This window comes from Arthrobacter sp. (assembly GCF_031179985.1).
Lineage (GTDB): Bacteria > Actinomycetota > Actinomycetes > Actinomycetales > Micrococcaceae > Arthrobacter.
Window position 1 is genome coordinate 159,171 of sequence record NZ_JAPSHJ010000003.1, and the last position, 20,329, is coordinate 179,499.

Below are 20,329 nucleotides of genomic sequence, written 5' to 3' on the forward strand. Positions count from 1 at the left end.
CCGGCGTTCCAGCTCGGGTGCGGGGAGAAACGTGCGTCCTGCGGGCCCTGAGCACGGCGGGCTCAAGGCGAAGCGGCAAGATTGAGCATCCCTAGCTTTTTTCCTTGATCCAGCTGCCCTTCAAGCGAGCATGCAGCGCTGCCACAGCCCACACGCCGAGCAACACGGCTATCAGCAGCAGGCCGGCGTCGCCAAGATCTACTGCTCCCAGCCATCTGGTCAGCGGATCCTCCCATCCGAAGGCGGCATTGAAGAAACCGCCCAACGTTATCACTGCAATGAAAAGGGCGGATGCAGCAGAGATGCCGGTGATCACTGCGTTGAATCCCAGCTTCTGCAACGGACGGCGGATCGCAGAGCGATACATGTGCATCATGGCCACCCCGTTGATGGTGTCGCAGAACGTCATCGCTGCCGTGAAAGCCAGTGGCAGCGCCAGCAGGGCCAACGGGGAAACACCTGCGATGGCGGCGGAAACGGCCATCATCAGCAGCGCAATGGTGGTGGCCGTGTCGAAGCCCAATCCGAACAGGAAGCCGATCACATAAACATTCCGCGGCCGTTTCACATGGGAGAGCGGTTTGGCCAGCAGCCGGGCCAGCAGCCCCTTGGCCTCCAGCTCCTGTGCCGTGACCGTCAAACCCGAACGGGCCTTGAGGTAAGAACGCGTAGCTGCGAGAAATGCCGAGCCGTTGAACGCGCCCATCAACAGCAGGAAAATCCCCGAAACTCCGCTGCCGATGAGCCCGAGCACCAGATTTTCGCCAGTGCCTCCGGTTAAGAACTGGCCCATCACGGACGCACCACCCACCAGCAATACCCCTGCCAGCATCACGACGGAACTATGGCCCAGGCTGAAAGCGAAGCCCACACTCACCGGATCCTGGTTTTGGGCCACGAATTTGCGGGTGGAGTTGTCGATAGCGGCCAGATGGTCCCAGTCGTAGCTGTGCTTGATGCCGGCAAGATACGCAGTGATGACCAGGCCAATCGCCAGCGGTTCCGCGGCCCCCAGCAGGAGGAGCACGACGGCGGCCGCATGGACCGCCGCCACCGCACCCAACGTGCAGGCCAGCCGCGTACGCAGCGGCAACTGCTCACGGTCGCGGTAAAGCTGCCGCGCCTCGGCTGGCCCGATCATCAGTATTTCCTGAGGTCCAGGGGAAGCTGTCCATACCAGCGTCTCCTCAGCAGGGTGGTAGACGCTTGCAGCAGGCGCTGGAGCTCCTCGGTGCTGTTGGACAGCGAGCGCAGCACCAGCCCGGTTGTTCCGGCTACGGTGGCCGTTAGCGAAACGCCCGTGTACGCCTCGTGCATCCTGGTCAGCTCATGCAGTTCGTCCGCGAGCGCCTGATCCACTCTCCGGTCCACCACCAGGAGCGAACCCACATGGCTGTAGCCCTCCATAAACCCCATTCCTTCCACGTCAGCATCCGAAGGCACGATCAGAAGGTTGTCCAGCGCCAGCGGCTGCAGAGCTTCGCCTGTATCTACCGCAATCTCGGTTCGCAGGCGCACCTCCTCATACCGGAAGGCCGCCCCGTCCGGGGACCATCCCGGCGTGACCACTTCGGCCATAATCAGGCTCGATGTGGGCCGGACGGTGACGTGCGTGTTTTGGCGGTAGCTGGCCTCGCGGAAGGCGATCAACTGGTCCGGAGCCAATTCCAGCTGCGCCCCATCCCCCAGCACCAACCGCATCCGCTGCTCAGCAAAAGATCCCGGTGTCCGGTAGATCTTCGTGGCGGACTGCGTGGTCAGAAGCAGACGGGCCCCATCCTCTACGTTCACCTCAATAACGTAGAGATCGGCCCCAAGATAAGCCCCACCAGGATTCACAAGAACAAAACAGACCTGCCCGCTCCCATCCAGGAAGTGCGGCCGCAAAACCCGCAAAGCGCCCTCGTGAAACTGCCGTGAGGCACGGGACCGTCCGTCGCGCTGGGTGATGACCAGTTCAAGACGGCCCCTCTCGGGCTGGTCAGCCACCGGCGGTGAGAGAACCGTCGAACCCAGCCCAACCGCCGTCGTGCTCATGACGTCAGGTCGAGCATCAGGACGTCGCGCCGTATCCAGGCGATCACGGCGTCGAGCCCTTCGTCCGTTTTGAGGTTGGTGAAGCAGAACGGTTTGGTGCCGCGGAATTCGAGGGAGTCCCGTTCCATGACTGTCAGGTCTGCGCCGACGTGGGGCGCGAGGTCCGTCTTGTTGATAATGAAGAGGTCGGACTTGATCATGCCCTGCCCTGCCTTGCGCGGGATCTTCTCCCCCTGGGCGACATCGATGATGTAGATGGAGAAGTCCACCAGCTCCGGGCTGAACGTGGCGGAGAGGTTGTCGCCGCCGGATTCCACGAAAATTACCTGCAGGTCCGGATGCCTCGCCTTGAGCTGTTCAATGGCTGCCGTGTTCATGGAGGTATCTTCGCGGATGGCGGTATGCGGGCAGCCGCCGGTCTCGACGCCGATGATCCGGTCCAGCGGAAGGATGCCGTTTGCCGCCAGGATCTTCGCGTCCTCGATGGTGTAGATGTCGTTGGTGATGGCCGCCATGGAAATCTCTGCGCTCATATAACGCGTGAGCCGCTCCACGAGCTGGGTTTTGCCGGCTCCAACCGGTCCGCCGATACCGATCTTGATGGGTTCAGACATTTGCTCTCCTGACAGTCCAACCATGCATTTCAACTAACTCATGAACATTCGGGCACGTTGCCGCTCATGCCGCATCTGCGAAATTTCCAGCCCTGGACTCACTGCCCCAAAGTCGTCCGGCGTCAGTCGTCCCACCCGCTCAACGGCGGCAGCAACGGCGTCGGCCGCCTGGCGCAGCAGCCGCTGCCCGGCGTTCTGGCCCAAGGGCACCGCACGGACGGCATTTTGCGTCAGGGACGTGACGGCAGCAAAAAGGTAGGCAGCGAGCGCCTTATTCACCGGGACCCCGAGGGAACGGGCGACGACGGCGAATGCCAGCGGCTGATGGCCGGAAGCACGGCCGCTGCTAACAAGCCCGCGGTACTCCTGGAGCGCTTGAGAGGGAAAAACGTCGCCCCCGATCTCGAGCAGCCGGCCTCCCATTTTCATGCTGGCTTCGCGCAGCTGACGGGGCAACAGCTGGGCGGTCAGCAAGCAGTCAAGCTCCGCAACCGGATGATCCTCGTAAACGAGGCGTATGGCCAAGCCGTCCGAGAAAGTAAGCTGCTGCCGCACAAATGCAGAAAGCCACACCCCGAAGCTGGCCTCGTCCCGTACCAACCCGCGCTCAATGTAGGTCTCAAAGCCGAATGAATGAGCAAACGCTCCCGTAGGCAACGCGGAGTCAGTCAACTGCTGCAATGCAAGCTGATAGCCGGGAGTAGCTTTCATACAATCAGTGCGAGTGTTCAGCGTGGCGGAACGGCACCGGCATCACGCGTTCCTGGCGGCCATAAGGCACTCCGGCGTGTTTGAGGTAGTCCTCAACGGTGTGATCATACTGGCACACCATCACCTCAGCACCGTACTCGGACGTGGCGTCGAAGAACTGGGCCTGCAGGTGGCGGTTTCCCAGGGAATGGGCCACCACCCCCATTTCGGAAATGGTCCGCGGCGCGACCACAAGGACGTCTGTGGGCAGCACCGATACCACGATCATGTTGGACCCTGCCACATGCAGGATGTCGCCATCGCGCAGGTCCCCGGAGCCGGCCGCCAGCCGGATGCCCAGCTCCTTGCCGTGATCCGTCGTGACCCTCTGGATGCGTTTAACCAGTTGGGCGCTGGGCAGCACCACCTTCTCCTGGTGCAGGCCGGCGTAGGTTTCGGCCGCACCGCCGGGCAGTTCGTGCACGTTGCCGAGGACTTTCTCGATGATCACATCAGCTCCAGTGGTTCTAAAAGAGGAAGTAACGCTGGGCCATGGGGAGGACGTCAGAGGGTTCGCACGTGACGTTCTCGCCGTCCACCGTCACCTGGTAGGTCTCCGGGTCCACCTCGATGTCCGGCGTTGCGTCGTTGTATTTCAGGTCGGCCTTCGTGAGGTTCCTGATCCCCGATACGGGACGGATCATCTTCTGGAGGCCGAGCTCTTGGGGCACGCCCCCGTCAATAGCGGCCTGGGACAGGAAGGTGATGGAGGACTGCTGCAGCGCTGTGCCGAAGGTGGCGAACATGGGCCGCATGGTGCGTGGTTGCGGCGTGGGGATGGACGCGTTTGCATCCCCCATCAGGGCGTAGGCGATCTGCCCGCCCTTGAGCACAAGTTCCGGTTTGACGCCGAAGAACGCCGGATCCCACAGGACCAGGTCAGCGAATTTTCCTTCCTCCACAGATCCGATCGAGTCCGCCATGCCATGCGCAATGGCGGGGTTGATCGTGTACTTGGCCACGTACCTCTTCAGGCGGAAGTTGTCGCAACCGGCGGAACCGTGGACACCGCCGTCGAGGTCCTCCAAACCGCCCCGCTGCTTCTTCATTTTGTCCGCCACCTGCCACGTGCGGGTGATCACCTCGCCCACCCGTCCCATGGCCTGCGAATCCGAGGAGGTGATGGCGAAGACACCCATGTCCTGCAGCACATCCTCCGCTGCGATGGTTTCCGCACGGATGCGTGAATCAGCGAAGGCCACGTCCTCGGGAATATCAGGGTTGAGGTGGTGGCAGACCATCAGCATGTCCAGGTGCTCTTCGATGGTGTTGCGCGTGTACGGCAGGGTCGGGTTGGTGGAGGCGGGCAGCACATTCGGGAGTCCGGCGATCTTGATAATGTCCGGTGCGTGCCCTCCCCCGGCGCCTTCCGTGTGGAAGGTGTGGATGACGCGTCCGTCGATTGCCCTGATGGTGTCCTCCACAAAGCCGCACTCGTTGAGCGTGTCAGTGTGGATGGCCACCTGGACGTCGTACTCGTCCGCGACTTTGAGGGAGGTATCGATCGAGGAGGTGGTGGATCCCCAGTCCTCATGCACCTTGAGCCCGATTGCCCCGGCCCGGATCTGCTCGGCGAGGGGATCGACGGCGGACGCGTGTCCCTTTCCGAGAAGGCCAATGTTGATGGGAAGGCCCTCGGCGGCCTGGAGCATCCGCTGGATGTGCCATTTGCCGGGCGTTACGGTAGTCGCTTTGGTGCCTTCGGCCGGGCCGGTTCCGCCGCCCAGCATGGTGGTCACTCCGCTGCAGAGCGCTGTGGGCACCTGTTCCGGGGAAATGAAGTGGATGTGGGAATCGACGCCGCCGGCGGTGAGGATTTTCCGTTCCCCGGCGATGATCTCGGTGCTCGCTCCGATGACGATGTCCACGCCATCCGTGATCTGGGGGTTTCCGGCTTTGCCGATTTTGAAGATGTGGCCGTCCCGGAGGGCAATATCCGCTTTGTAGATGCCTGTGTAGTCCAGCACGATCGCGTTGGTGATGACAGTGTCCGGCACACCGCCAGAACCAACATCGTCGCGGGTGACCTGGCCGTTTTGGCCCATGCCGTCCCGGATCACCTTGCCGCCGCCGAACACCACTTCCTCGCCATAGAGGGTGAGGTCTTTCTCGATCTCCAGGAACAGGTCGGTGTCTGCGAGGCGGATGGCGTCGCCCGTCGTGGGCCCGTAAAGGTCCGAGTACTGCTTGCGGGACAGTTCGAAACTCATGCGGCTCCCCCGTCGGGTGTGGCTTTCGCGGCGGAGGCTGGCCTGCTGCCGTCGAGCCTTCCGTTAACCGCATCGCTGAGGCCGAAAACCTCGCGGCGCCCGGCGAGCTCGATCAGCCGGACAGTCCGGCGGTCGCCTGGTTCGAAGCGTGCAGCCGTGCCGGCGGGAATGTCCAGGCGCCGTCCGTGGGCCGCCTGGCGATCGAACTCGAGTGCCCTGTTAGCCTCGGCAAAATGGTAGTGGGAGCCAACCTGGACGGGACGGTCGCCAGTGTTCAGTACCACGACGTCGATCGCGTCCCGTCCGGCGTTCACCACCACCGGTTCAGGCCGGAGGACGTATTCTCCTGGGATCATCTGTTGCCCCTAGCGGATGGGATCGTGGACGGTCACCAGTTTGGTGCCGTCAGGGAAGGTGGCTTCGATCTGCACGTCATGGATCATCTCCGGGATGCCTTCCATAACGTCCTCGCGGGTGAGCAGCGTGGTCCCGTAACTCATCAGTTCGGCTACCGTCCGGCCGTCCCTGGCGCCCTCGATCAACTCGTAGCTGATGATGGCCACCGCCTCCGGGAAATTGAGCTTGAGTCCGCGGGACTGCCGGCGACGCGCAAGGTCAGCCGCCACCACGATCATGAGCTTTTCCTGCTCACGGGGTAATAGATGCATCCGATATCCCTTCAGCTTGTGACCAGAGTAAGCCCACCAGGTTTCGGAAAGATTTCGGCTCACTGGCAGAATGGCCGGGGTACGTTTCCCTCCAGCAAAGGAGCCCGCCTTGACCGAACCTGATTGGGTGCAGCATGCAGTATGGTGGCAGGTCTACCCGCTTGGGTTCGTCGGTGCTGAGCAAAATGCCCTGCCCGCTGCCTCGCCTGTGATTCATCGGCTCCCGCAGCTCGTCTCCTGGCTGGACTACGCCGTGGAACTGGGCGCTTCGGGCATCGCGCTGGGCCCGGTCTTCGCCTCGGAAACCCATGGCTATGACACCACCGACTACTTCCGCGTGGACGCCCGGCTGGGTGACGACGCCGACTTTGACGAGCTGATCCGAGAAGCGCACGCCAGGGGTCTCCGGGTGCTTTTGGACGGCGTCTTCAACCATACCGGCCGGAGCTTCCCGCCCTTCCAGGAGGCCATGCGGCAGGGCCCGTCCGGGGCCAAGGCCTCCTGGTTCCGTCTCCAGTGGCCTGACTCCGGCTGGACTCCCGGGACGGAGCCTGAGTATGCGGATTTTGAGGGACACCACCACCTCGTCGCCTTGAACCATGCGGAACCGGAAGTAGCCGGATTCGTTGCCGGGGTCATGAAGCATTGGCTGGCACGGGGAGCTGATGGTTGGCGGCTGGATGCTGCGTACGCTGTACCGGCGTCGTTCTGGTCCCGTGTTCTGGCTGAAGTCCGGGCAGAGTTTCCCGATGCGTTTTTCGTGGGTGAATACATCCACGGCGACTATGCCGCCGCGGTCAGTGACGGCAGCCTGGATTCCGCGACCCAGTACGAACTCTGGAAGGCCGTCTGGAGCTCGCTCAACGACCGCAACTTCTACGAACTCGCCGCTGCCTTGGAACGGCATAACTCGTTCCTGGCTGGTTTCGCACCACTGACCTTCATCGGGAACCATGACGTGACGCGCATAGCCAGTAAGCTTCAGGATCCTGCGCTCCTGCCCCTCGCCCTGGTGGTCCTTCTCACGGTGGGTGGCACCCCGTCGATCTACTACGGGGATGAGCAGGCCTTTCGCGGCATCAAGGAGGACAGGGCCGGGGGCGACGACGCCGTGCGGCCTGCCTTCCCTGCCTCGCCTGCTGATCTCAGCCCTGCCGGATGGCCCACCTATCGGCTTTACCAGGAGCTGATAGGAGTACGACGGCGGCATGCCTGGCTACACTCGGCCGGTACCGCGGTGTTGTCGTTGAGCAACGAGCAGTTCATCTTCGTGGCCGAAAATGACGGCGACGCGCTGATGATGGCTTTGAACCTCGCCAATGAGCCGGCAGACCTGGAGGTAACGGCGAACGTACAGTCATCGGCTTTGGCCCTGCTTGCGAAGGTATCGCTCTTAGCCGGAACCGGAAGCCTTGACGCTCAGTCCGGGAGGGTGCAGCTGCCGGCACGGGGCTGGGCGATCTTCGGCTAGGTTGCCCGAGGGGTGAAGCGGTAGAGACAGACACCGTGCGGGGCAATCTCCAAGCTCATTGCCTCCCCGGTCCCTTCCAGTTTCTCCTGGGTCCAGGACTCGAGCGCAGACCAGTAGCGCCATTCCGCGCTCTGACCCAGACCGAGATCCCGGAGCGGGATGTCCAGGCGAAGCACCTCGGTTCCGGTGTTGAAGACGGCACCAAACCGGTCCTCCGACGTCGTGCTTTCCGCTGCCCAGATCACCAGGTCCCCCTCGCGGAGGAGCTCACGGTTTCCGGTGCTGGCCTTCAGGATTTCAAGCACATCCTGGTTGGTCAGCAGACCGAGCGTTTCCGGCGGGGAGCTTGGAAGGTCGCAGCCCAGCATCAGAGGCGAGCGGGACATGCACCAGAGCGTCATCATGGTGCGCTGTTCGTCCAGGGTGAGTCTGGTGACCCTCTCGGAGCCGCGTTCGGCACGCAGGGCGATCCGGCCTACCGGCAGCATGTCGGCGTCGGCCCAGCCTCCCGCCCTCTGGTGCGGCGCCCAGCGTGCCATACGCGCAAACTGCGCCTCGACGTCGTCCCAGTTGTCCCAGAGATCGTCGGAAACACGCCACATCTGCGAGTTTTCACGGAGGTGCTCAAGGTGCGCCAGGGACAGGGCGCGGCCCGGCGAAAGGCTGAGGATCATCTTTCGGCCCGAATTCCGGATGGCCTGCTGGTATGACTGGATCTCTGCTGCCAGGTAGGGGCCCACCATGTCATCGGCCTTGATGAAGTCCACACCCCAGGCGGCGAAGAGCGCCAGCTGGGAATCGTAATAGGCCTGGGCACCGGGATGGCTGTGGTTCAGGCCGTAATTGTCGGTGTTCCAGTCGCATACCGAATCGAGATCTGCCACCTGGTCTGCGGTGTAGCCCGTGCCGGATACGGGAAGCTTGTCCCGGACCGCCTGCCGGGGGATGCCCCGCATGATGTGGAGGCCGAACTTGAGGCCGAGGGCATGGATTTTCGCCGCCAGCGGAGCGAATCCCCTGCCCTCCGCCGCTGAGGGGAAGCGGTTGACGGCAGGCATTTGCCGGCCCGCGTGGTCCAGGACCAGGGTGGCACCATCGTTGTAGCCACCCGCTTTCGCCGCCGGCTCGTACCACTGGATATCGACGACGACTGTGTCCCAGCCGTAGGGAGCCAGATGGGCGGCCATGTACTCGGCGTTGGCCAGGACCTCATCCTCAGTCACCGTGGTCCCATAGCAATCCCAGCTGTTCCAGCCCATGGGCGGTGTGTGCGCTAACATTCCTACAACGTTATAGAACGCATCATGGAAAGGGAAGGTTCCGGAAGATTTTGTTACCCGTTCTCTGGTTGCGGTGAGCTGATCTAGCGGTGGCCGGTGAGCCTCTTCCTCAGCAGTTCCTTGACCTGGGGCGGAGTCAGGACTGCTTGGCGGTAGCCCTTGGACAGGATGGATAAAACAGCTTCTGCTGCCTCCTGATCCTCAGAACCGATGGCATCACGGGCATAAGCTACCCGGATGTTGTTGGCGAAGGCGTCAGCTGCCGTCTGGGCGATGCAGTTGTGGGTGGAGACACCGCCGAGAATGATCTGGTCAACGCCCCAGTTCCGCAGGCGAAGTAACACATCCGTGCCCATAAAGGCGCTGTCCCTGGTCTTTGCCAGGCAGGGCAGGTCCTCAGTCCTCAGTCCCGGCACGAAATCGGCTTGCCCGGCGCCTCGGAAAATGAAGCCCTGGTCGTCGTCGAGCATGCTGAGGGTCCATGTTGACTTGTCCCGCTCATGCTCAGTCTTCACCAACAGCACCTTGCCGCCTGCTTCTTCAACGACGTCGATGAGCTCATTGCAGGCAGCCACCAACTCATCCTGCTGGGCTGCCAGGTCCGGATTCTCGAAGAAGGCGTTCTGCATATCGATGATGAGGGCCGCGATCATGGTCCGCTCCTTTCAGCTGGACTCGAGCAGTTCCTTGAGTTTCCGGAGATCCTTCCGCATCGCCCGGCGCATCATTGGAGCCATAACGGCACCAGCGAGCTTTGAAAATCCGGAGGGACTGCCGGTATTGCGCAGGACCATCCTGGTGGACGATGACCCCTCGGGAGTCCACGCGTAGGTGGTCTCCATTGGGAACGGGCCTTGGGCTGTGCGCATTACAAGGCGTTGGCCCGGGAGGAGCTCGATGATTTCGTAGACGTAATCCAACGTCCGGCCAAGGAACCGGGCGCTGAAGGCAAGCTTCGAGCCGACAGCCATGGGTGGCTGCGTCTGCCACTTAACGCTTTTGATGTTGGAGTACCACTGCGGGGCGTTATCGGGGTTCCCCGCGTACGCGGCAACATGGTCCTGGGGCTTGTTGATGACGGTCTCCACGTGAACATCCACCATTGCCCGTGTCCTTCCTCGCACCGTTGACTCACACCCTTATGGAGCTGAGTCCCGGATCCTGAGCTCGAAACCCGCTTCCAGCTGGAGTCCTTCGGCTTCCGGCCCTGTCCCTTCAATCCGGTCTATCAACAACCCTACGGAGCGCTCTGCGATTTCGTCCATGCCCGGGGCCACTGTGGTGAGAGAGGGAGAGGCAAAACGGGCCTCGTCAATGTCGTCAAAGCCAGCAATGGCTACTTCTTCCGGCACTTTCACCCCCTGCATCTGTAACTCATGCAAGGCCCCCAGCGCTACTGTGTCGTTGAGCCCGAACACGGCATCAAACTGGACTCCGCTGTCCAGCAGTTGGCGGACGGCGGAAGCCCCGGCGTCGCGCCGCCATTGGCACAACACAGCGAGGTCCGGATCGAACTCCAGCCCGGCAGCCGTCAGGGCCTGGCGGTAGCCCAGCATGCGCAGACCGGAGCTGCCGGTGGTGTCTCCCGGAGCAGCACCGAGAACGGCCACCCGACGGCGTCCGGATGACAGGAGGTGGGAGGTGATGGCCTGTGCGGCTTCAGTGTTCTTCATGGTGACAAGATCAAAGCGGGGGTCGGCAATATGCTCCCCCAGCAGCACCAAAGGCTTGCCGCCCTGAGCGGCCGCGACGTCGTCGGGTCCAAGCTCCAGGGGTGTGAACAGGAGGCCGTCGGTCAGCTGGCGGAACTGGCCCTGCAGCGCGGCAAGTTCATTCTCCTTCGTCGCCGCCGACTGTTCCACGAGCACCCGGTATCCCCTTGCTGAAGCTACTTTCATGAGGAGCGAGGCCAGCTCGGCGTAGTACGGGGCAGAGAGATCGGAGAGCACCAGCCCCAGCATGCGCGTCTTACCGGAGCGGAGACTGCGTGCCGTGAGGTTGGCTTCGTAGCCCAGCGCGGCGATTGCGTCCAGCACCTTCTGCTTGGTGGCGGGCCGGATGAACTCGTAGTCATTGAGCACATTGGACACCGTTTTAAGGGAGACGCCGGCTGCTCGCGCGACGTCGTTCATGGTGACAGCCATACCAGGGTCCTTTGTCCGGCAACTCTTCCAGTTACATCGTTGCAGAAATATCCATGACTCGTGGACTCCAGGGAAGGAAGATGTTCACTCACTCACCAAGGCACTGGAGCACGGAGTGACGTCAAAGCGATGACAGGACCACGTAGGTGACGATAACTGCGCCAAAAATGACGGGCAGGCCAGCTACAAAGAGCCCGCCGAGGGCCCACCCCCCGTCGCCTCGTTTAATCGCCCAGATAGCAAGGATGCACGTGAACACCAGAAGCAAGAAGGACAACACGGTTAGCATAAAGGCGCTGTCGACTGCGGGGGACTGTGGAGCAGTGCAGGAAAACAGGCAAACGGAATCAAAAAAGAGCTTGATCCCCCATGCAAAGCCCACCACGCCTACGACTGCAATGGTGAAAACCGCCGGACCTGAATATTTGCTCCCCATACCCGTAATCATGCGTGAGTTTGAGAAAAAGTCCAAACAATGGATTAATACCGGCACCAATTGCCTGCGTATGCCCGACGGGGCCCCTCTTCAACTCTGGAATCCGCAGCGGACGCGTAGTGAGCTTCCAACTCATCCAGATGCTTCGGGGTCCTGAGGAGATCTCCACTTCCACGGCGCCAGAACAGACAGGAACAGGGCCATACTCATGGTCAAGCGCGGTAACGGCGGATTCATTCATCTCAAAAAAGCTGGGTCATGGCTGCCCACTGGAGAAGAATGACGGTCTTGCCGTCGACGATCCTGCCATCGGATGTCATAGCAAGTGCTTCATCGAAGGGAATCTCGAGTACTTCGATATCTTCACCTTCTTCCTGCAGGCCGCCTCCGGCCGTTCCCCGGTCCGAGGGGCTGTAGGGTGCGGCGTAGAAATGGACGGACTCTGTGACGGAACCGGGGCTCATATAGAGGTCGAAAACATGTTGCAATTCCCCCAGCGTCACTCCGAGCTCTTCGCTGGCTTCCCGCCGGATCGCAACTTCGGGGGCATCGTCATCAAGAAGGCCCGCAGCCGTTTCGATGAGCATGCCGTCATGGTGCCCGTTGACGTAGGCCGGGAACCGAAACTGCCGGGTCAACAGAACCGTTCTCCGGAAGGGATCGTAAGCCAGAATTGTGGCACCGTTACCCCGGTCGTAGGTTTCCCGCTCCTCAATGACTTGTCGCCCGTCGCGCCGGCGGTAGGTGAAGGTAGTCCGGCGGAGAACGTGCCACCCGTCTGACGTTACTTCGACCCGCGTGATCCTGACGTCCGGGTTGCGGTCCAGGCCGACACCCGCAGAGTTCAAGCCTGTACGGCCCCGTCTATCCGGGACGTCCACGCCGGGCTGTCCAAGAGCAGAATTCCCCCGATTCGGTCTCACTGAATGGTGTCCGTCTGCGTCAGTCCAGCGCCGGGGATCTCGTCCAGGCTGTAGTAAACAGGTATGCCTCGGTCTCGGGCAATCGCAACGTCCTGGTCGGCTCCTCGCGACTCGCCGGGCAGCCTGAGGACCGCATCACATCGCTGGAGAAGGCGTTCAGCTGTTGGATACATCACCTGACCAGCAATGGGATCCGATAGATCCTCCACGCCCGCACTCTCCAGAACGGGGAGCGCCACCCACTCTCCGATCATGGGTAAATGTCCGGCTTTGAAGATCGGCCAGGCCACCTTTTCAAGGCGGGAAAGGTTGCGACGCAGCAGGTCGGGGTCATCCTGCGTCCCGGAACGGTAGGGGCCAGCAATCAATATCATCAGGGATTTGGTCATGAGACTAGAATAGTGCAAAAACATGCATGAATCGGAAGGAACGTGAATGCTCGCCGCTGAACGCCAGTCAATCCTCCTCAGTCGCCTTGCCGAACAGGGAAAGCTGATAGCCAAGGACATCGCTGCTGAGTTAGGCCTGTCTGATGACACTGTCCGCCGTGATCTCAGAGAACTTGCCGCCGCAGGGATGTGCCAACGGGTATACGGAGGAGCCCTGCCCGTTTCGCCGGCGGCTGCGGACTACACCGCCCGCATCGGTGTTCAGCCGGACAGCAAAGATCGGGTCGCCCGCTGTGCTGCCCGCCTCATCGATCAGGGCAGTACTGTCATCCTCGACGGCGGCACAACCACGCTCGCCGTCGTCCGGGCACTAACGCCTTCCCTTAACTGCACGATCATCACGCACAGCCCCACTATCGCCGCTGCACTTCTGCCATTCACGGGCATCGAGATCTTCCTCCTCGGAGGTCGTCTTTTCAAACATTCGGCGGTGACCTGCGGTGCCGCCGCCGTGGAAGCAGCACAGGCGATCTCCGCTGACCTGTTCCTTCTCGGGGTGACAGGCGTGCACTCCTCGGAAGGGTTGACCACGGGGGACGTTGAGGAAGCGGCCATGAAGCGGGCACTCGCGGGGCGGGCAGCCGATACCTACGTTCTTGCCAGCACAGAAAAGATCGGGGTCGTCTCCCGCTATCAAGTCCTGCCCCTGACCGACATTGCAGGAATCATCACCGACCGACCAGAAAACGATGCGACTCTCAGCGCGCTCCGAAGGGACGGTACCACCCTTATCGATGCGAACACCTGATCTCTGCAGCGGCATATCCGGTACACAAAACGACGGAGGCCCGTCCCGGGACGTACTCAGTACCGCAAGACCCAGGTACTGACCGGCCCGGTCATCCTTGCGCCGGGGTCTGGACAGACTGAAGAAACAGGGGATTTTTGGTCCGTCGCTTCAGCCCTGAAACGACCGATGGCGACCCGCACAAAACTGCAGGCTGCCGAAAGCGTATGGCGCCCCGGCATGTTAACAGTCGCGGGCCTCTTCGGGAGACGAATTTCAGGCCCTGGAAACTAGTTCTCTCCTGCCAGCACGGCACAGACGTCTGCCAAGACCTTGCCGTCGAGGGAATACGCGACGACCGTGTTGGTGTCGGCGTCGAAGGTGAGGGTCTGGTGTCCGGCGACACTGTAAGCCTCATCAGGGAGTAACCCGATCAGGTATCGGCCGTTGATGGTGATGTGGAAGTCGTTGGCCGCTTCGTCGTACGTCTCAACCAAAGCGTACCGGGACCGTTGCGTGAATGTTTGGCCAGACTCTGCATTTGTCCAGACGCCGGTGCCGACTGTGTGTTCCGAGAACCGGTCACCGGGAAGGAATTTTTCGAAGCCCTTTACCGTGATATCCCCCAGTACAGCGAAGCCCGGGCAGAACTCGCCCGCCGGAACCTCGACCTCAAATTCCTCGGCATTGGCGCTCGAAACCGGCCCGAGAAGCACGAAGGACAAGATAGCTGCCGCGGCTATGGCGCGGCGTTGCAGAACGGACATGGAAGCCTCCAGGATCAAACTGTGATGTGGACGTTACGCCCGGGCATCAGCGACCGCAAGGGGCCGCCCAAAGGCTCCTGAATTCCTATGATCTGAGGAAAGCGACAGCCGTGGGGACCATGATTCTGCTCACCCTCCTCCGGCTAGGCCTGCGGGCCAGTGAAGTCGCCGCGATATGTCGCCCTGGAACGCCATTCGCAACGAGGCGGCAACAGGCCTGCCGACAGCGGGCAAAAATCACCTCATTTGCCGTCGGAACCGCCCCTCTGCTCCCCCGCTTCAATCTGATTCGGGACCAAGGTCCAGTTGTTCTTCGTCGCCGTCCCGGACCGCCTGGTTTGCGATCAGGTCCATGCGGTCCGCGGCAGTCAGAGTCTCATCTCCTTGGATCTCCGCAACGTCCGTGCTGTCAATCGCCTCGGCCGATTCAGGCTTGGATTCGGACATTTTCGTCTCCCTCGTGGTCGGATAAACGCTACCCGGATGGCCAGAATAACGCCGCTAATCAAGCCAGTCCAGTGTCTCTTCCACCACCTTCTCCAACGTTGTAAACTCATCCTCATGATCCCTGAATCCCCGCTGTTCCGCTGCCCCGTATTCGACGGCGCCGCCGACCCCACAGTCATCCATAAGCGCGGCACCCAGGAGTGGTGGATGTTTTACACCGCACGCCGGGCAACACTTGCGGCCGGAGGATGCGAATGGATTACGGGCACCCGTATCGGCGTCGCTGTCTCCTTGGATGGTGGATCCTCGTGGGAGTACCGCGGCGTGGCGGAAGGTCTGGATCCGGAGGATTCTCCCGGCCTCAACACGCATTGGGCGCCGGAGGTTGTTTGGCACGAGGGGAGCTACCACATGTTCCTCACCTGGGGTGCTGGAGCACCCGGAACCTGGGCTGAACAGACAGAACGCCGCTTGGTTCACTTCACCAGCGATGACCTCGAGCAGTGGGACTTCACCGAAACGATCGACGTCGGTTCAGAGAACGTCATCGACGCCGCCTTCGCCGTGGTGGGGGACGGCCAACCACGCCTGTGGTTCAAGGATGAAGTGGACGGCGCCACCACCTGGTCAGCCGTCTGTAACGATGCAACACTCCTCACCGGCTGGCGGTCTGAAGGCCAGGTAATTGGTCGTCCCGCCCATGAAGGGCCCAACGTATTCCGGCTGGGAGGCTGGTACTGGATGGTGGTGGACGAATGGCGCGGCCAGGCGGTGCATCGCTCTGCGGACGGTCTGGCGTGGGAGCGGCAGGAGGCCAACAACGGACTTATCCTCGATGCTCCGGGGAGCGGCGCCGATGACGCCACATACGGCCGGCATGCAGATGTTGTCACCCAGGGCGACCACGCCTACATCTTTTACTTTACCCACCCAGAGTGGCAGGAGACAGAGATGGCCAATGGGCTGGTGGACCCCGCCCAGGCAGTGCGGGAACAGCGCACCAGCATCCACGCTGCACGTCTTAACGTAGAGGAGGGAGTCCTGGTCTGTACACGAGACCTGGACTCCCCCATCAACTTGGACCCTGCCCTTGTTTAGGCAGCGGCCTGACTCCTAGTCGCCCCTAGGCGTTCACGGCAAGGCGGATCATGCTCCAGGACACCGCTGGAAGCTCGGCGGTGAGCCGCCCGCCGTCGAGCTTTGCCGAAGTGTTTTCGGTGGGCAGGACCGACGTCGAATCGTCAGCAGTCGCCTGCCAGTACGGGTCCTTGTTCGAATAGGTCACAGCCTCGACCACCCGCACGTTGCCGAGTCCAGCCACAGCCGCGTCCAACGTGAGCGCATCCGTGACCGACCGGTTGACGGCGAACACCACTGCCTCGCCGGTCTCCGCATCGAAGGTGGCCACCGCTGACAGTGCGTCGAAGTTCTCGGTTTTTCCGGCATTCAGCGACGGCGATTCCATCGCAAGCTTCAGCACAGTACCTGCGGCGTGGCGGGATGTGAGTGCGAAGGGGTGGAACGTGGTCTGCTTCCAGGCGCGGCCACCCGGTTCGGTCATGATGGGGGCAATAACGTTCACCAACTGGGCCAGGCTGGCCGAGTGCACGCGGTCAGTGTTCCGGAGCAGAGTGATCAGGAGATCACCAACGACGACGGCGTCCGCCACTGTGTAGCGGTCCTCCAGCAGAACGGGCGCAACTGGCCAGTCCTTGCCGCTTGGAACCCTGGATTCAGCGCGGCTCCCGTGCCAGACATTCCACTCGTCAAAGGAGATGTTCACCTGCTTGGAGGACTTCTTCACTGATTTCACGTGGTCAATGTGGGACACGATGTCGCGAATGAAGTGTTCCATCTTGTGGCCCGCGGCAAGGTGCTCCTGCAGGTCGCCGAAGTCTTCAAAGTATTGGTGGGCGGACACGAGGTCCACCAGGTCATAAGTCTCCGTCAGGACAACACGCTCCCATTCGCCAAAGCTGTCCATCCCCGGCGAGGAACTTCCGCAGGCCACGAGCTCCAGGTCAGGTTCGATCATGCGCATGCCGCGTGCGGTGTCGGCAGCAAGCCGTCCATACTCCAGGGCGTTCTTGTGGCCGATCTGCCAGGGCCCGTCCATTTCGTTGCCCAGGCACCACATCTTGATGCCGTAGCCGGTCTCGGCGCCGTTGGCCCTGCGCTGGTCCGAGAAGGCTGTGCCGCCGTCGATATTGCAATATTCGAGTAGGTCCAGCGCCTCCTGCGTGCCACGGGTTCCCAGGTTGACGGCCATCATGGGTTCGACGCCTGCCTTCGCCGTCCATTTGGCGAACTCGTCCACGCCCACGTGGTTTGGGTCAGTTGAGTGCCATGCGAGGTCAAGACGGACCGGCCGCTTTTCCACCGGCCCAACCCCGTCTTCCCAGCGGTACCCGGAGACGAAGTTTCCACCCGGGTAGCGGATGGTTGAGACCCCGAGCTCGCGCGTGAGCTCCAGGACATCGTTGCGGAAGCCGTCCTCGTCCGCGGAGGGATGGCCGGGCTCAAAGATGCCCGTATATACACAGCGGCCCAGGTGTTCCACAAAGGAGCCAAAAGTCCTCCTGCGGACCGGCCCGACGGTGAAGGCGGGGTCGATTGTGACCTGTGCCGTGGCTATTTCAGTATTGCCCGTATTACTCAAGGGAAGGATCCTCCTCTAGTTTCTACAACGTTATAGAACATTGTTGAAGGTTGAGTGTAATTCGTCAAGGGATAGCGTCATACGCCTGGGAATTCCTCGTCACCGGGTGGAAGCCGCCGCCGCGCCCCCCAGCAGCGCGGCGACAGTCAGGCAGCGAACAGGGAGAGGGCAACTTGGTCCTGGCAGTCGGTCGACGGCCGGGCTGCCCAGCCGGCTTGTGATCCCGTTGCTAGGCCAGGCCTTATGCCTTGTGCCTGGTGTCTGGCCGGGCCGACACGCCCGGACCAGACACCCGGTATCGAAGCCGACTAACTACTGGACAGCTAGTCGGTCGGGGCCAAAGGGTCCGGCCAGTTGCCGACGGCGCCCCGCACCGCACGCGGCCACCAACCGATCCGCCCTCTGGCGGAGGACCGTTCCGGGGTTACGCCCCGGGCACCGTCCAGTTGGGTGCAAACAGACATGAGATTCTCCTGACTGAAGTTTCATCCCGGACGCTGACAGCGTCCGGGGTCTTCGTCTGCCTGAAAAAAAGCAGAGTTGACCCGCTCAGTCGGGGGTTGACCCGGGATCAAAAGGGGGAGCGACGGGCGGAAGCTCCTGGAGGCTGGGCATTGCGGCAAAGCGAGCCGCCAGGGGAACTGCCCAGAACGCCGCCACGTCCGCCCAGGCCGGGGCTCCGCTTCCGGCAGACCCGGTGGTTGCGGAGCCTGGACCGGCAGCAAGGGCAGGCTGGAGGCGCCGTTCTCCCGGTGCAGGTGCCTCCGGTACCGGCGCTGATACAGCTCGCATAACCTCCAGCGTGTGCAAGGCAGACGGGATCAAAAGCGCTTGCCTTGTTCCGATTCCATCCGCGATTTGGGTAGCCGAGGTGCCACTCTGGGATGACGGCGTCGGCACAGTTGCGGCAACCGCTTCGGCAGCGGGCTGAGCGGGAGGCACCTCACTGATTTGGCTGTCATTGGGTACCTCTTGACCCAGCAAATGAACGCCCGGAACTGAAGGAAGGGGCTCAGGCAAAACAGGAGGCACGACGTCAGGTCCAGGCAGGGGAGCTGTCGGGACAATACCTGCCACGCCGCCGACGATGTCCCCAATATCCGTGACCACCGGCTGGACTGGATCTACCGCCGAGCCAACGACGTCCACCACCTCGGCGAGTCCGCCGTCGACGGTTGGGGTGGTGTTGGCGGCAGTGCCGCTGACGGAATCGGTCACGGTAGCAGTGACCGGGGATACTGTCCCGATGACGGCAGCCGGTACCGGAAGCAGCGTGCTGCCAGGAAGGTGCATTGGGACAGGAAGTGGTGTTGCGCCGGCGGAGGCACCTTCGAGGGTGGTGGTGCCAGCCTGTGTCAGCTGAGGCTCGGGGTCCGGGTCCGGCAGGGCGGCGTTCGCGGTTTCAGCGCCCCAGATCAGCCAGGCGAGGGCAGCGAAGGCGGCAAACAAGAGAGGGCGCAGGATACTTCGGCGACGATGATTTAGCGCGAGGTGCATTCTTCACCCCCACCTGCACATTGGGAGATCAGAATACGCCCGCCCGAAGAACCGCGTCTAGATTAACGCGTTGCTATTCAGAACATGGCTTACCCTCCATCCGGCATGTGCAGGCAAGGTGAGTCGGCGGGTGAGCCTAAGGCCGGGTGTGCTTGGACAGGAAATTGAACGTCTGGTCCCGCGCATCCTGGGCCGCTTTGTAGTCCAGGTGGAACTGGTACTCATGCGGAAGCGCCGGTTCATGGTCGGCCGGAAAGAACAACTCAGTCACTGGCACTCCTGCAGATTTCAGCCGGTTGCTGTAGGGGATGGATTGAAGCCACGTGAGGCCATCGCCGTTTCCGCCGCTGATGAACGTGGGTGGAAAATCATCGGTGACGAACTCCACAGTGGACATGGTGCTGCCCGCATAGGTGTCCGACCAGTCCTTGGTACCCGTGTATCCCCAGAGCGATATTTTGAACCCCCAGGCCGCAATGCCATTGAGATCCGCCATGGCCTGCAGGTCATAAACGCCGCAGTGCAGGATGGTGGCGGCCAGCTGCTTCTTGTCCAGCGCAGGTTCGATGCCCAGCAGGTTGGCATATGCGGGGTTGACGGTGAGCGTGGTGAGCTGGCTGGCCAGTTGCGCTCCGGCGGAATCTCCGGCGAGCACAATCTTGTTCGGATCCACTTTGAGCTCGGCAGCATGCTCCGTGATGTACCCCAGTGCCGTGTTGAGGTCCTCCACGGCAGCAGGATAGGTGGTTTCCGGAGCTATGGGGTAGTCGAGGCTGATGGTGGTGTACCCCTTGGCGGCGAGGATCCGGAGATAGGGCTCCACATCGGTTTTGTTTCCTGAGATCCAGGCGCCGCCATGGATCCAGACGACGGCGGGCAAAGGTCCGGCGGCGCTCTCCGGCGTAAAGGCGTCCAACGTAGCGCCGTCCATGTATGCAACGTCCCTGCTTTCTGCCAAGGGAGTGTCAGGAACGTAGGGAAGCATCTCTTCAACGGTGGACTTCGCTCCGCCCTCGAACACGCTGCGGATAAGGAGCGCGGACGGCCAAGGGGTGATGGACAGGGCAATCAGCGCCATGAGAATCACCACTATGACGACGTCACGAATTCGGAACCTTCTCCGCCTGACCTTTGGCTCCTTGGCCGTCTTCTCCTCGAAATCAGCCACCGGAGTGTCCACTGTATTTCGGCGTTCAGTGGTGATGGCAGTCGGTTCTAAAGGCCCCATTGCGCGCTCCCCCAGTCAGGCG

24 protein-coding genes are annotated in these 20,329 nt (G+C 61.9%); 3 read left to right on the forward strand and 21 right to left on the reverse strand.

From position 1 onward, the window contains the following. Positions 1-91: 91 nt before the first annotated feature. From RIN13_RS02825 to RIN13_RS02860, 8 genes are read right to left on the reverse strand one after another with little or no spacing between them, the layout of a single operon-like run. Complete coding sequence (locus RIN13_RS02825; RefSeq protein WP_309105809.1) at positions 92-1,141, reverse strand: nickel transporter; 1,050 nt, start codon at positions 1,139-1,141, stop codon at positions 92-94. Further along, positions 1,141-2,037, reverse strand: a complete 897-nt coding sequence (locus RIN13_RS02830; protein ID WP_309105810.1) for an urease accessory protein UreD — start codon at positions 2,035-2,037, stop codon at positions 1,141-1,143. The genes RIN13_RS02825 and RIN13_RS02830 overlap by 1 nt, the downstream gene beginning before the upstream one ends. Beyond that, positions 2,034-2,651, reverse strand: a complete 618-nt coding sequence (gene ureG / locus RIN13_RS02835) for an urease accessory protein UreG (protein WP_309105811.1) — start codon at positions 2,649-2,651, stop codon at positions 2,034-2,036. Before ureG ends, RIN13_RS02830 begins: the two co-directional genes overlap by 4 nt. A gap of 33 nt (positions 2,652-2,684) precedes the next feature. Next, a complete protein-coding gene (locus RIN13_RS02840) occupies positions 2,685-3,362 on the reverse strand; it encodes an urease accessory protein UreF (protein WP_309105812.1) in 678 nt (225 codons plus the stop codon). Positions 3,363-3,366: 4 nt separating this feature from the next. After that, positions 3,367-3,852, reverse strand: coding sequence for an urease accessory protein UreE (gene ureE, locus RIN13_RS02845; protein ID WP_309105813.1), 486 nt, complete (start codon positions 3,850-3,852; stop codon positions 3,367-3,369). 16 nt (positions 3,853-3,868) lie between these two features. Then, complete coding sequence (gene ureC, locus RIN13_RS02850) at positions 3,869-5,611, reverse strand: urease subunit alpha (RefSeq protein ID WP_309105814.1); 1,743 nt, start codon at positions 5,609-5,611, stop codon at positions 3,869-3,871. Then, on the reverse strand, positions 5,608-5,967 hold the full coding sequence (locus RIN13_RS02855; RefSeq protein WP_309105815.1) for an urease subunit beta: 360 nt from the start codon (positions 5,965-5,967) through the stop codon (positions 5,608-5,610). The genes ureC and RIN13_RS02855 overlap by 4 nt, the downstream gene beginning before the upstream one ends. A gap of 9 nt (positions 5,968-5,976) precedes the next feature. Then, a complete protein-coding gene (locus RIN13_RS02860) occupies positions 5,977-6,279 on the reverse strand; it encodes an urease subunit gamma (RefSeq protein WP_309105816.1) in 303 nt (100 codons plus the stop codon). Positions 6,280-6,388: 109 nt separating this feature from the next. Between RIN13_RS02860 and RIN13_RS02865 the strand changes: the two genes are divergently transcribed. Continuing rightward, complete coding sequence (locus RIN13_RS02865; protein WP_309105817.1) at positions 6,389-7,750, forward strand: alpha-amylase family protein; 1,362 nt, start codon at positions 6,389-6,391, stop codon at positions 7,748-7,750. Here RIN13_RS02865 and RIN13_RS02870 read toward each other — a convergent pair. The 7 genes from RIN13_RS02870 to RIN13_RS02900 all read right to left on the reverse strand — a co-directional run bounded on the left by RIN13_RS02870 (position 7,747) and on the right by RIN13_RS02900 (position 12,922). Next, positions 7,747-9,030, reverse strand: coding sequence for a glycoside hydrolase family 27 protein (locus RIN13_RS02870; RefSeq protein WP_309105818.1), 1,284 nt, complete (start codon positions 9,028-9,030; stop codon positions 7,747-7,749). The genes RIN13_RS02865 and RIN13_RS02870 overlap by 4 nt on opposite strands. An 83-nt stretch (positions 9,031-9,113) precedes the next feature. After that, entirely contained in the window at positions 9,114-9,683 is a 570-nt protein-coding gene (locus tag RIN13_RS02875) for an isochorismatase family cysteine hydrolase (RefSeq protein WP_309105819.1), read from the reverse strand. Positions 9,684-9,695: 12 nt separating this feature from the next. Further along, complete coding sequence (locus tag RIN13_RS02880) at positions 9,696-10,133, reverse strand: SRPBCC family protein (protein WP_309105820.1); 438 nt, start codon at positions 10,131-10,133, stop codon at positions 9,696-9,698. A gap of 36 nt (positions 10,134-10,169) precedes the next feature. Next, the gene (locus RIN13_RS02885; RefSeq protein WP_309105821.1) at positions 10,170-11,174 is read right to left on the reverse strand and encodes a LacI family DNA-binding transcriptional regulator; all 1,005 of its coding nucleotides are present in this window, start codon (positions 11,172-11,174) and stop codon (positions 10,170-10,172) included. Positions 11,175-11,295: 121 nt separating this feature from the next. Further along, on the reverse strand, positions 11,296-11,610 hold the full coding sequence (locus tag RIN13_RS02890) for a hypothetical protein (protein WP_309105822.1): 315 nt from the start codon (positions 11,608-11,610) through the stop codon (positions 11,296-11,298). 242 nt (positions 11,611-11,852) lie between these two features. After that, positions 11,853-12,458 (reverse strand): NUDIX domain-containing protein, encoded by a 606-nt coding sequence (locus RIN13_RS02895; protein WP_309105823.1) that lies wholly within the window; start codon positions 12,456-12,458, stop codon positions 11,853-11,855. A 71-nt stretch (positions 12,459-12,529) separates the two neighbouring features. Then, entirely contained in the window at positions 12,530-12,922 is a 393-nt protein-coding gene (locus tag RIN13_RS02900; protein WP_309105824.1) for a DUF4406 domain-containing protein, read from the reverse strand. A gap of 46 nt (positions 12,923-12,968) precedes the next feature. Between RIN13_RS02900 and RIN13_RS02905 the strand changes: the two genes are divergently transcribed. Continuing rightward, positions 12,969-13,730: a DeoR/GlpR family DNA-binding transcription regulator gene (locus RIN13_RS02905; RefSeq protein ID WP_309105825.1), complete on the forward strand. Its 762-nt coding sequence runs from the start codon at positions 12,969-12,971 to the stop codon at positions 13,728-13,730. A gap of 269 nt (positions 13,731-13,999) precedes the next feature. Here the strand turns inward: RIN13_RS02905 and RIN13_RS02910 are convergent, their stop codons facing one another. Then, complete coding sequence (locus tag RIN13_RS02910; RefSeq protein WP_309105826.1) at positions 14,000-14,476, reverse strand: hypothetical protein; 477 nt, start codon at positions 14,474-14,476, stop codon at positions 14,000-14,002. 279 nt (positions 14,477-14,755) lie between these two features. Next, a complete protein-coding gene (locus RIN13_RS02915; protein ID WP_309105827.1) occupies positions 14,756-14,923 on the reverse strand; it encodes a hypothetical protein in 168 nt (55 codons plus the stop codon). Positions 14,924-15,037: 114 nt separating this feature from the next. On the opposite strand from RIN13_RS02915, the gene RIN13_RS02920 reads away from it, so the two are divergent. Then, positions 15,038-16,021 (forward strand): family 43 glycosylhydrolase, encoded by a 984-nt coding sequence (locus tag RIN13_RS02920; RefSeq protein ID WP_309105828.1) that lies wholly within the window; start codon positions 15,038-15,040, stop codon positions 16,019-16,021. Positions 16,022-16,046: 25 nt separating this feature from the next. Here RIN13_RS02920 and RIN13_RS02925 read toward each other — a convergent pair whose 3' ends face one another. From RIN13_RS02925 to RIN13_RS02940, 4 genes are all read right to left on the reverse strand, one after another. Continuing rightward, positions 16,047-17,582: an alpha-N-arabinofuranosidase gene (locus tag RIN13_RS02925; protein ID WP_309105829.1), complete on the reverse strand. Its 1,536-nt coding sequence runs from the start codon at positions 17,580-17,582 to the stop codon at positions 16,047-16,049. 323 nt (positions 17,583-17,905) lie between these two features. Beyond that, positions 17,906-18,046, reverse strand: coding sequence for a hypothetical protein (locus tag RIN13_RS02930; RefSeq protein ID WP_309105830.1), 141 nt, complete (start codon positions 18,044-18,046; stop codon positions 17,906-17,908). Positions 18,047-18,131: 85 nt separating this feature from the next. Then, positions 18,132-19,031 (reverse strand): hypothetical protein, encoded by a 900-nt coding sequence (locus RIN13_RS02935; protein ID WP_309105831.1) that lies wholly within the window; start codon positions 19,029-19,031, stop codon positions 18,132-18,134. A gap of 184 nt (positions 19,032-19,215) precedes the next feature. Further along, positions 19,216-20,307 carry an alpha/beta hydrolase gene (locus RIN13_RS02940; RefSeq protein WP_309105832.1) on the reverse strand — a complete coding sequence of 364 codons (1,092 nt, stop codon included), beginning with the start codon at positions 20,305-20,307 and terminating at the stop codon, positions 19,216-19,218. Positions 20,308-20,329: the final 22 nt, after the last annotated feature.

Excerpts from the sequence above, each read along its gene's own strand:
- RIN13_RS02940 (WP_309105832.1), bottom strand. The coding sequence starts at position 20,307 with ATGGGGCCTTTAGAACCGACTGCCATCACCACTGAACGCCGAAATACA.
- RIN13_RS02855 (WP_309105815.1), bottom strand. The coding sequence starts at position 5,967 with ATGATCCCAGGAGAATACGTCCTCCGGCCTGAACCGGTGGTGGTGAAC.
- RIN13_RS02910 (WP_309105826.1), bottom strand. The coding sequence starts at position 14,476 with ATGTCCGTTCTGCAACGCCGCGCCATAGCCGCGGCAGCTATCTTGTCC.
- ureG (WP_309105811.1), bottom strand. The coding sequence starts at position 2,651 with ATGTCTGAACCCATCAAGATCGGTATCGGCGGACCGGTTGGAGCCGGC.
- RIN13_RS02915 (WP_309105827.1), bottom strand. The coding sequence starts at position 14,923 with ATGTCCGAATCCAAGCCTGAATCGGCCGAGGCGATTGACAGCACGGAC.
- RIN13_RS02860 (WP_309105816.1), bottom strand. The coding sequence starts at position 6,279 with ATGCATCTATTACCCCGTGAGCAGGAAAAGCTCATGATCGTGGTGGCG.
- RIN13_RS02900 (WP_309105824.1), bottom strand. The coding sequence starts at position 12,922 with ATGACCAAATCCCTGATGATATTGATTGCTGGCCCCTACCGTTCCGGG.
- RIN13_RS02920 (WP_309105828.1), top strand. The coding sequence starts at position 15,038 with ATGATCCCTGAATCCCCGCTGTTCCGCTGCCCCGTATTCGACGGCGCC.
- RIN13_RS02890 (WP_309105822.1), bottom strand. The coding sequence starts at position 11,610 with ATGGGGAGCAAATATTCAGGTCCGGCGGTTTTCACCATTGCAGTCGTA.
- RIN13_RS02830 (WP_309105810.1), bottom strand. The coding sequence starts at position 2,037 with ATGAGCACGACGGCGGTTGGGCTGGGTTCGACGGTTCTCTCACCGCCG.
- RIN13_RS02905 (WP_309105825.1), top strand. The coding sequence starts at position 12,969 with ATGCTCGCCGCTGAACGCCAGTCAATCCTCCTCAGTCGCCTTGCCGAA.
- ureC (WP_309105814.1), bottom strand. The coding sequence starts at position 5,611 with ATGAGTTTCGAACTGTCCCGCAAGCAGTACTCGGACCTTTACGGGCCC.
- RIN13_RS02875 (WP_309105819.1), bottom strand. The coding sequence starts at position 9,683 with ATGATCGCGGCCCTCATCATCGATATGCAGAACGCCTTCTTCGAGAAT.
- RIN13_RS02930 (WP_309105830.1), bottom strand. The coding sequence starts at position 18,046 with ATGTCTGTTTGCACCCAACTGGACGGTGCCCGGGGCGTAACCCCGGAA.
- RIN13_RS02885 (WP_309105821.1), bottom strand. The coding sequence starts at position 11,174 with ATGGCTGTCACCATGAACGACGTCGCGCGAGCAGCCGGCGTCTCCCTT.
- RIN13_RS02840 (WP_309105812.1), bottom strand. The coding sequence starts at position 3,362 with ATGAAAGCTACTCCCGGCTATCAGCTTGCATTGCAGCAGTTGACTGAC.
- RIN13_RS02880 (WP_309105820.1), bottom strand. The coding sequence starts at position 10,133 with ATGGTGGATGTTCACGTGGAGACCGTCATCAACAAGCCCCAGGACCAT.
- RIN13_RS02870 (WP_309105818.1), bottom strand. The coding sequence starts at position 9,030 with ATGTTAGCGCACACACCGCCCATGGGCTGGAACAGCTGGGATTGCTAT.
- RIN13_RS02825 (WP_309105809.1), bottom strand. The coding sequence starts at position 1,141 with ATGATCGGGCCAGCCGAGGCGCGGCAGCTTTACCGCGACCGTGAGCAG.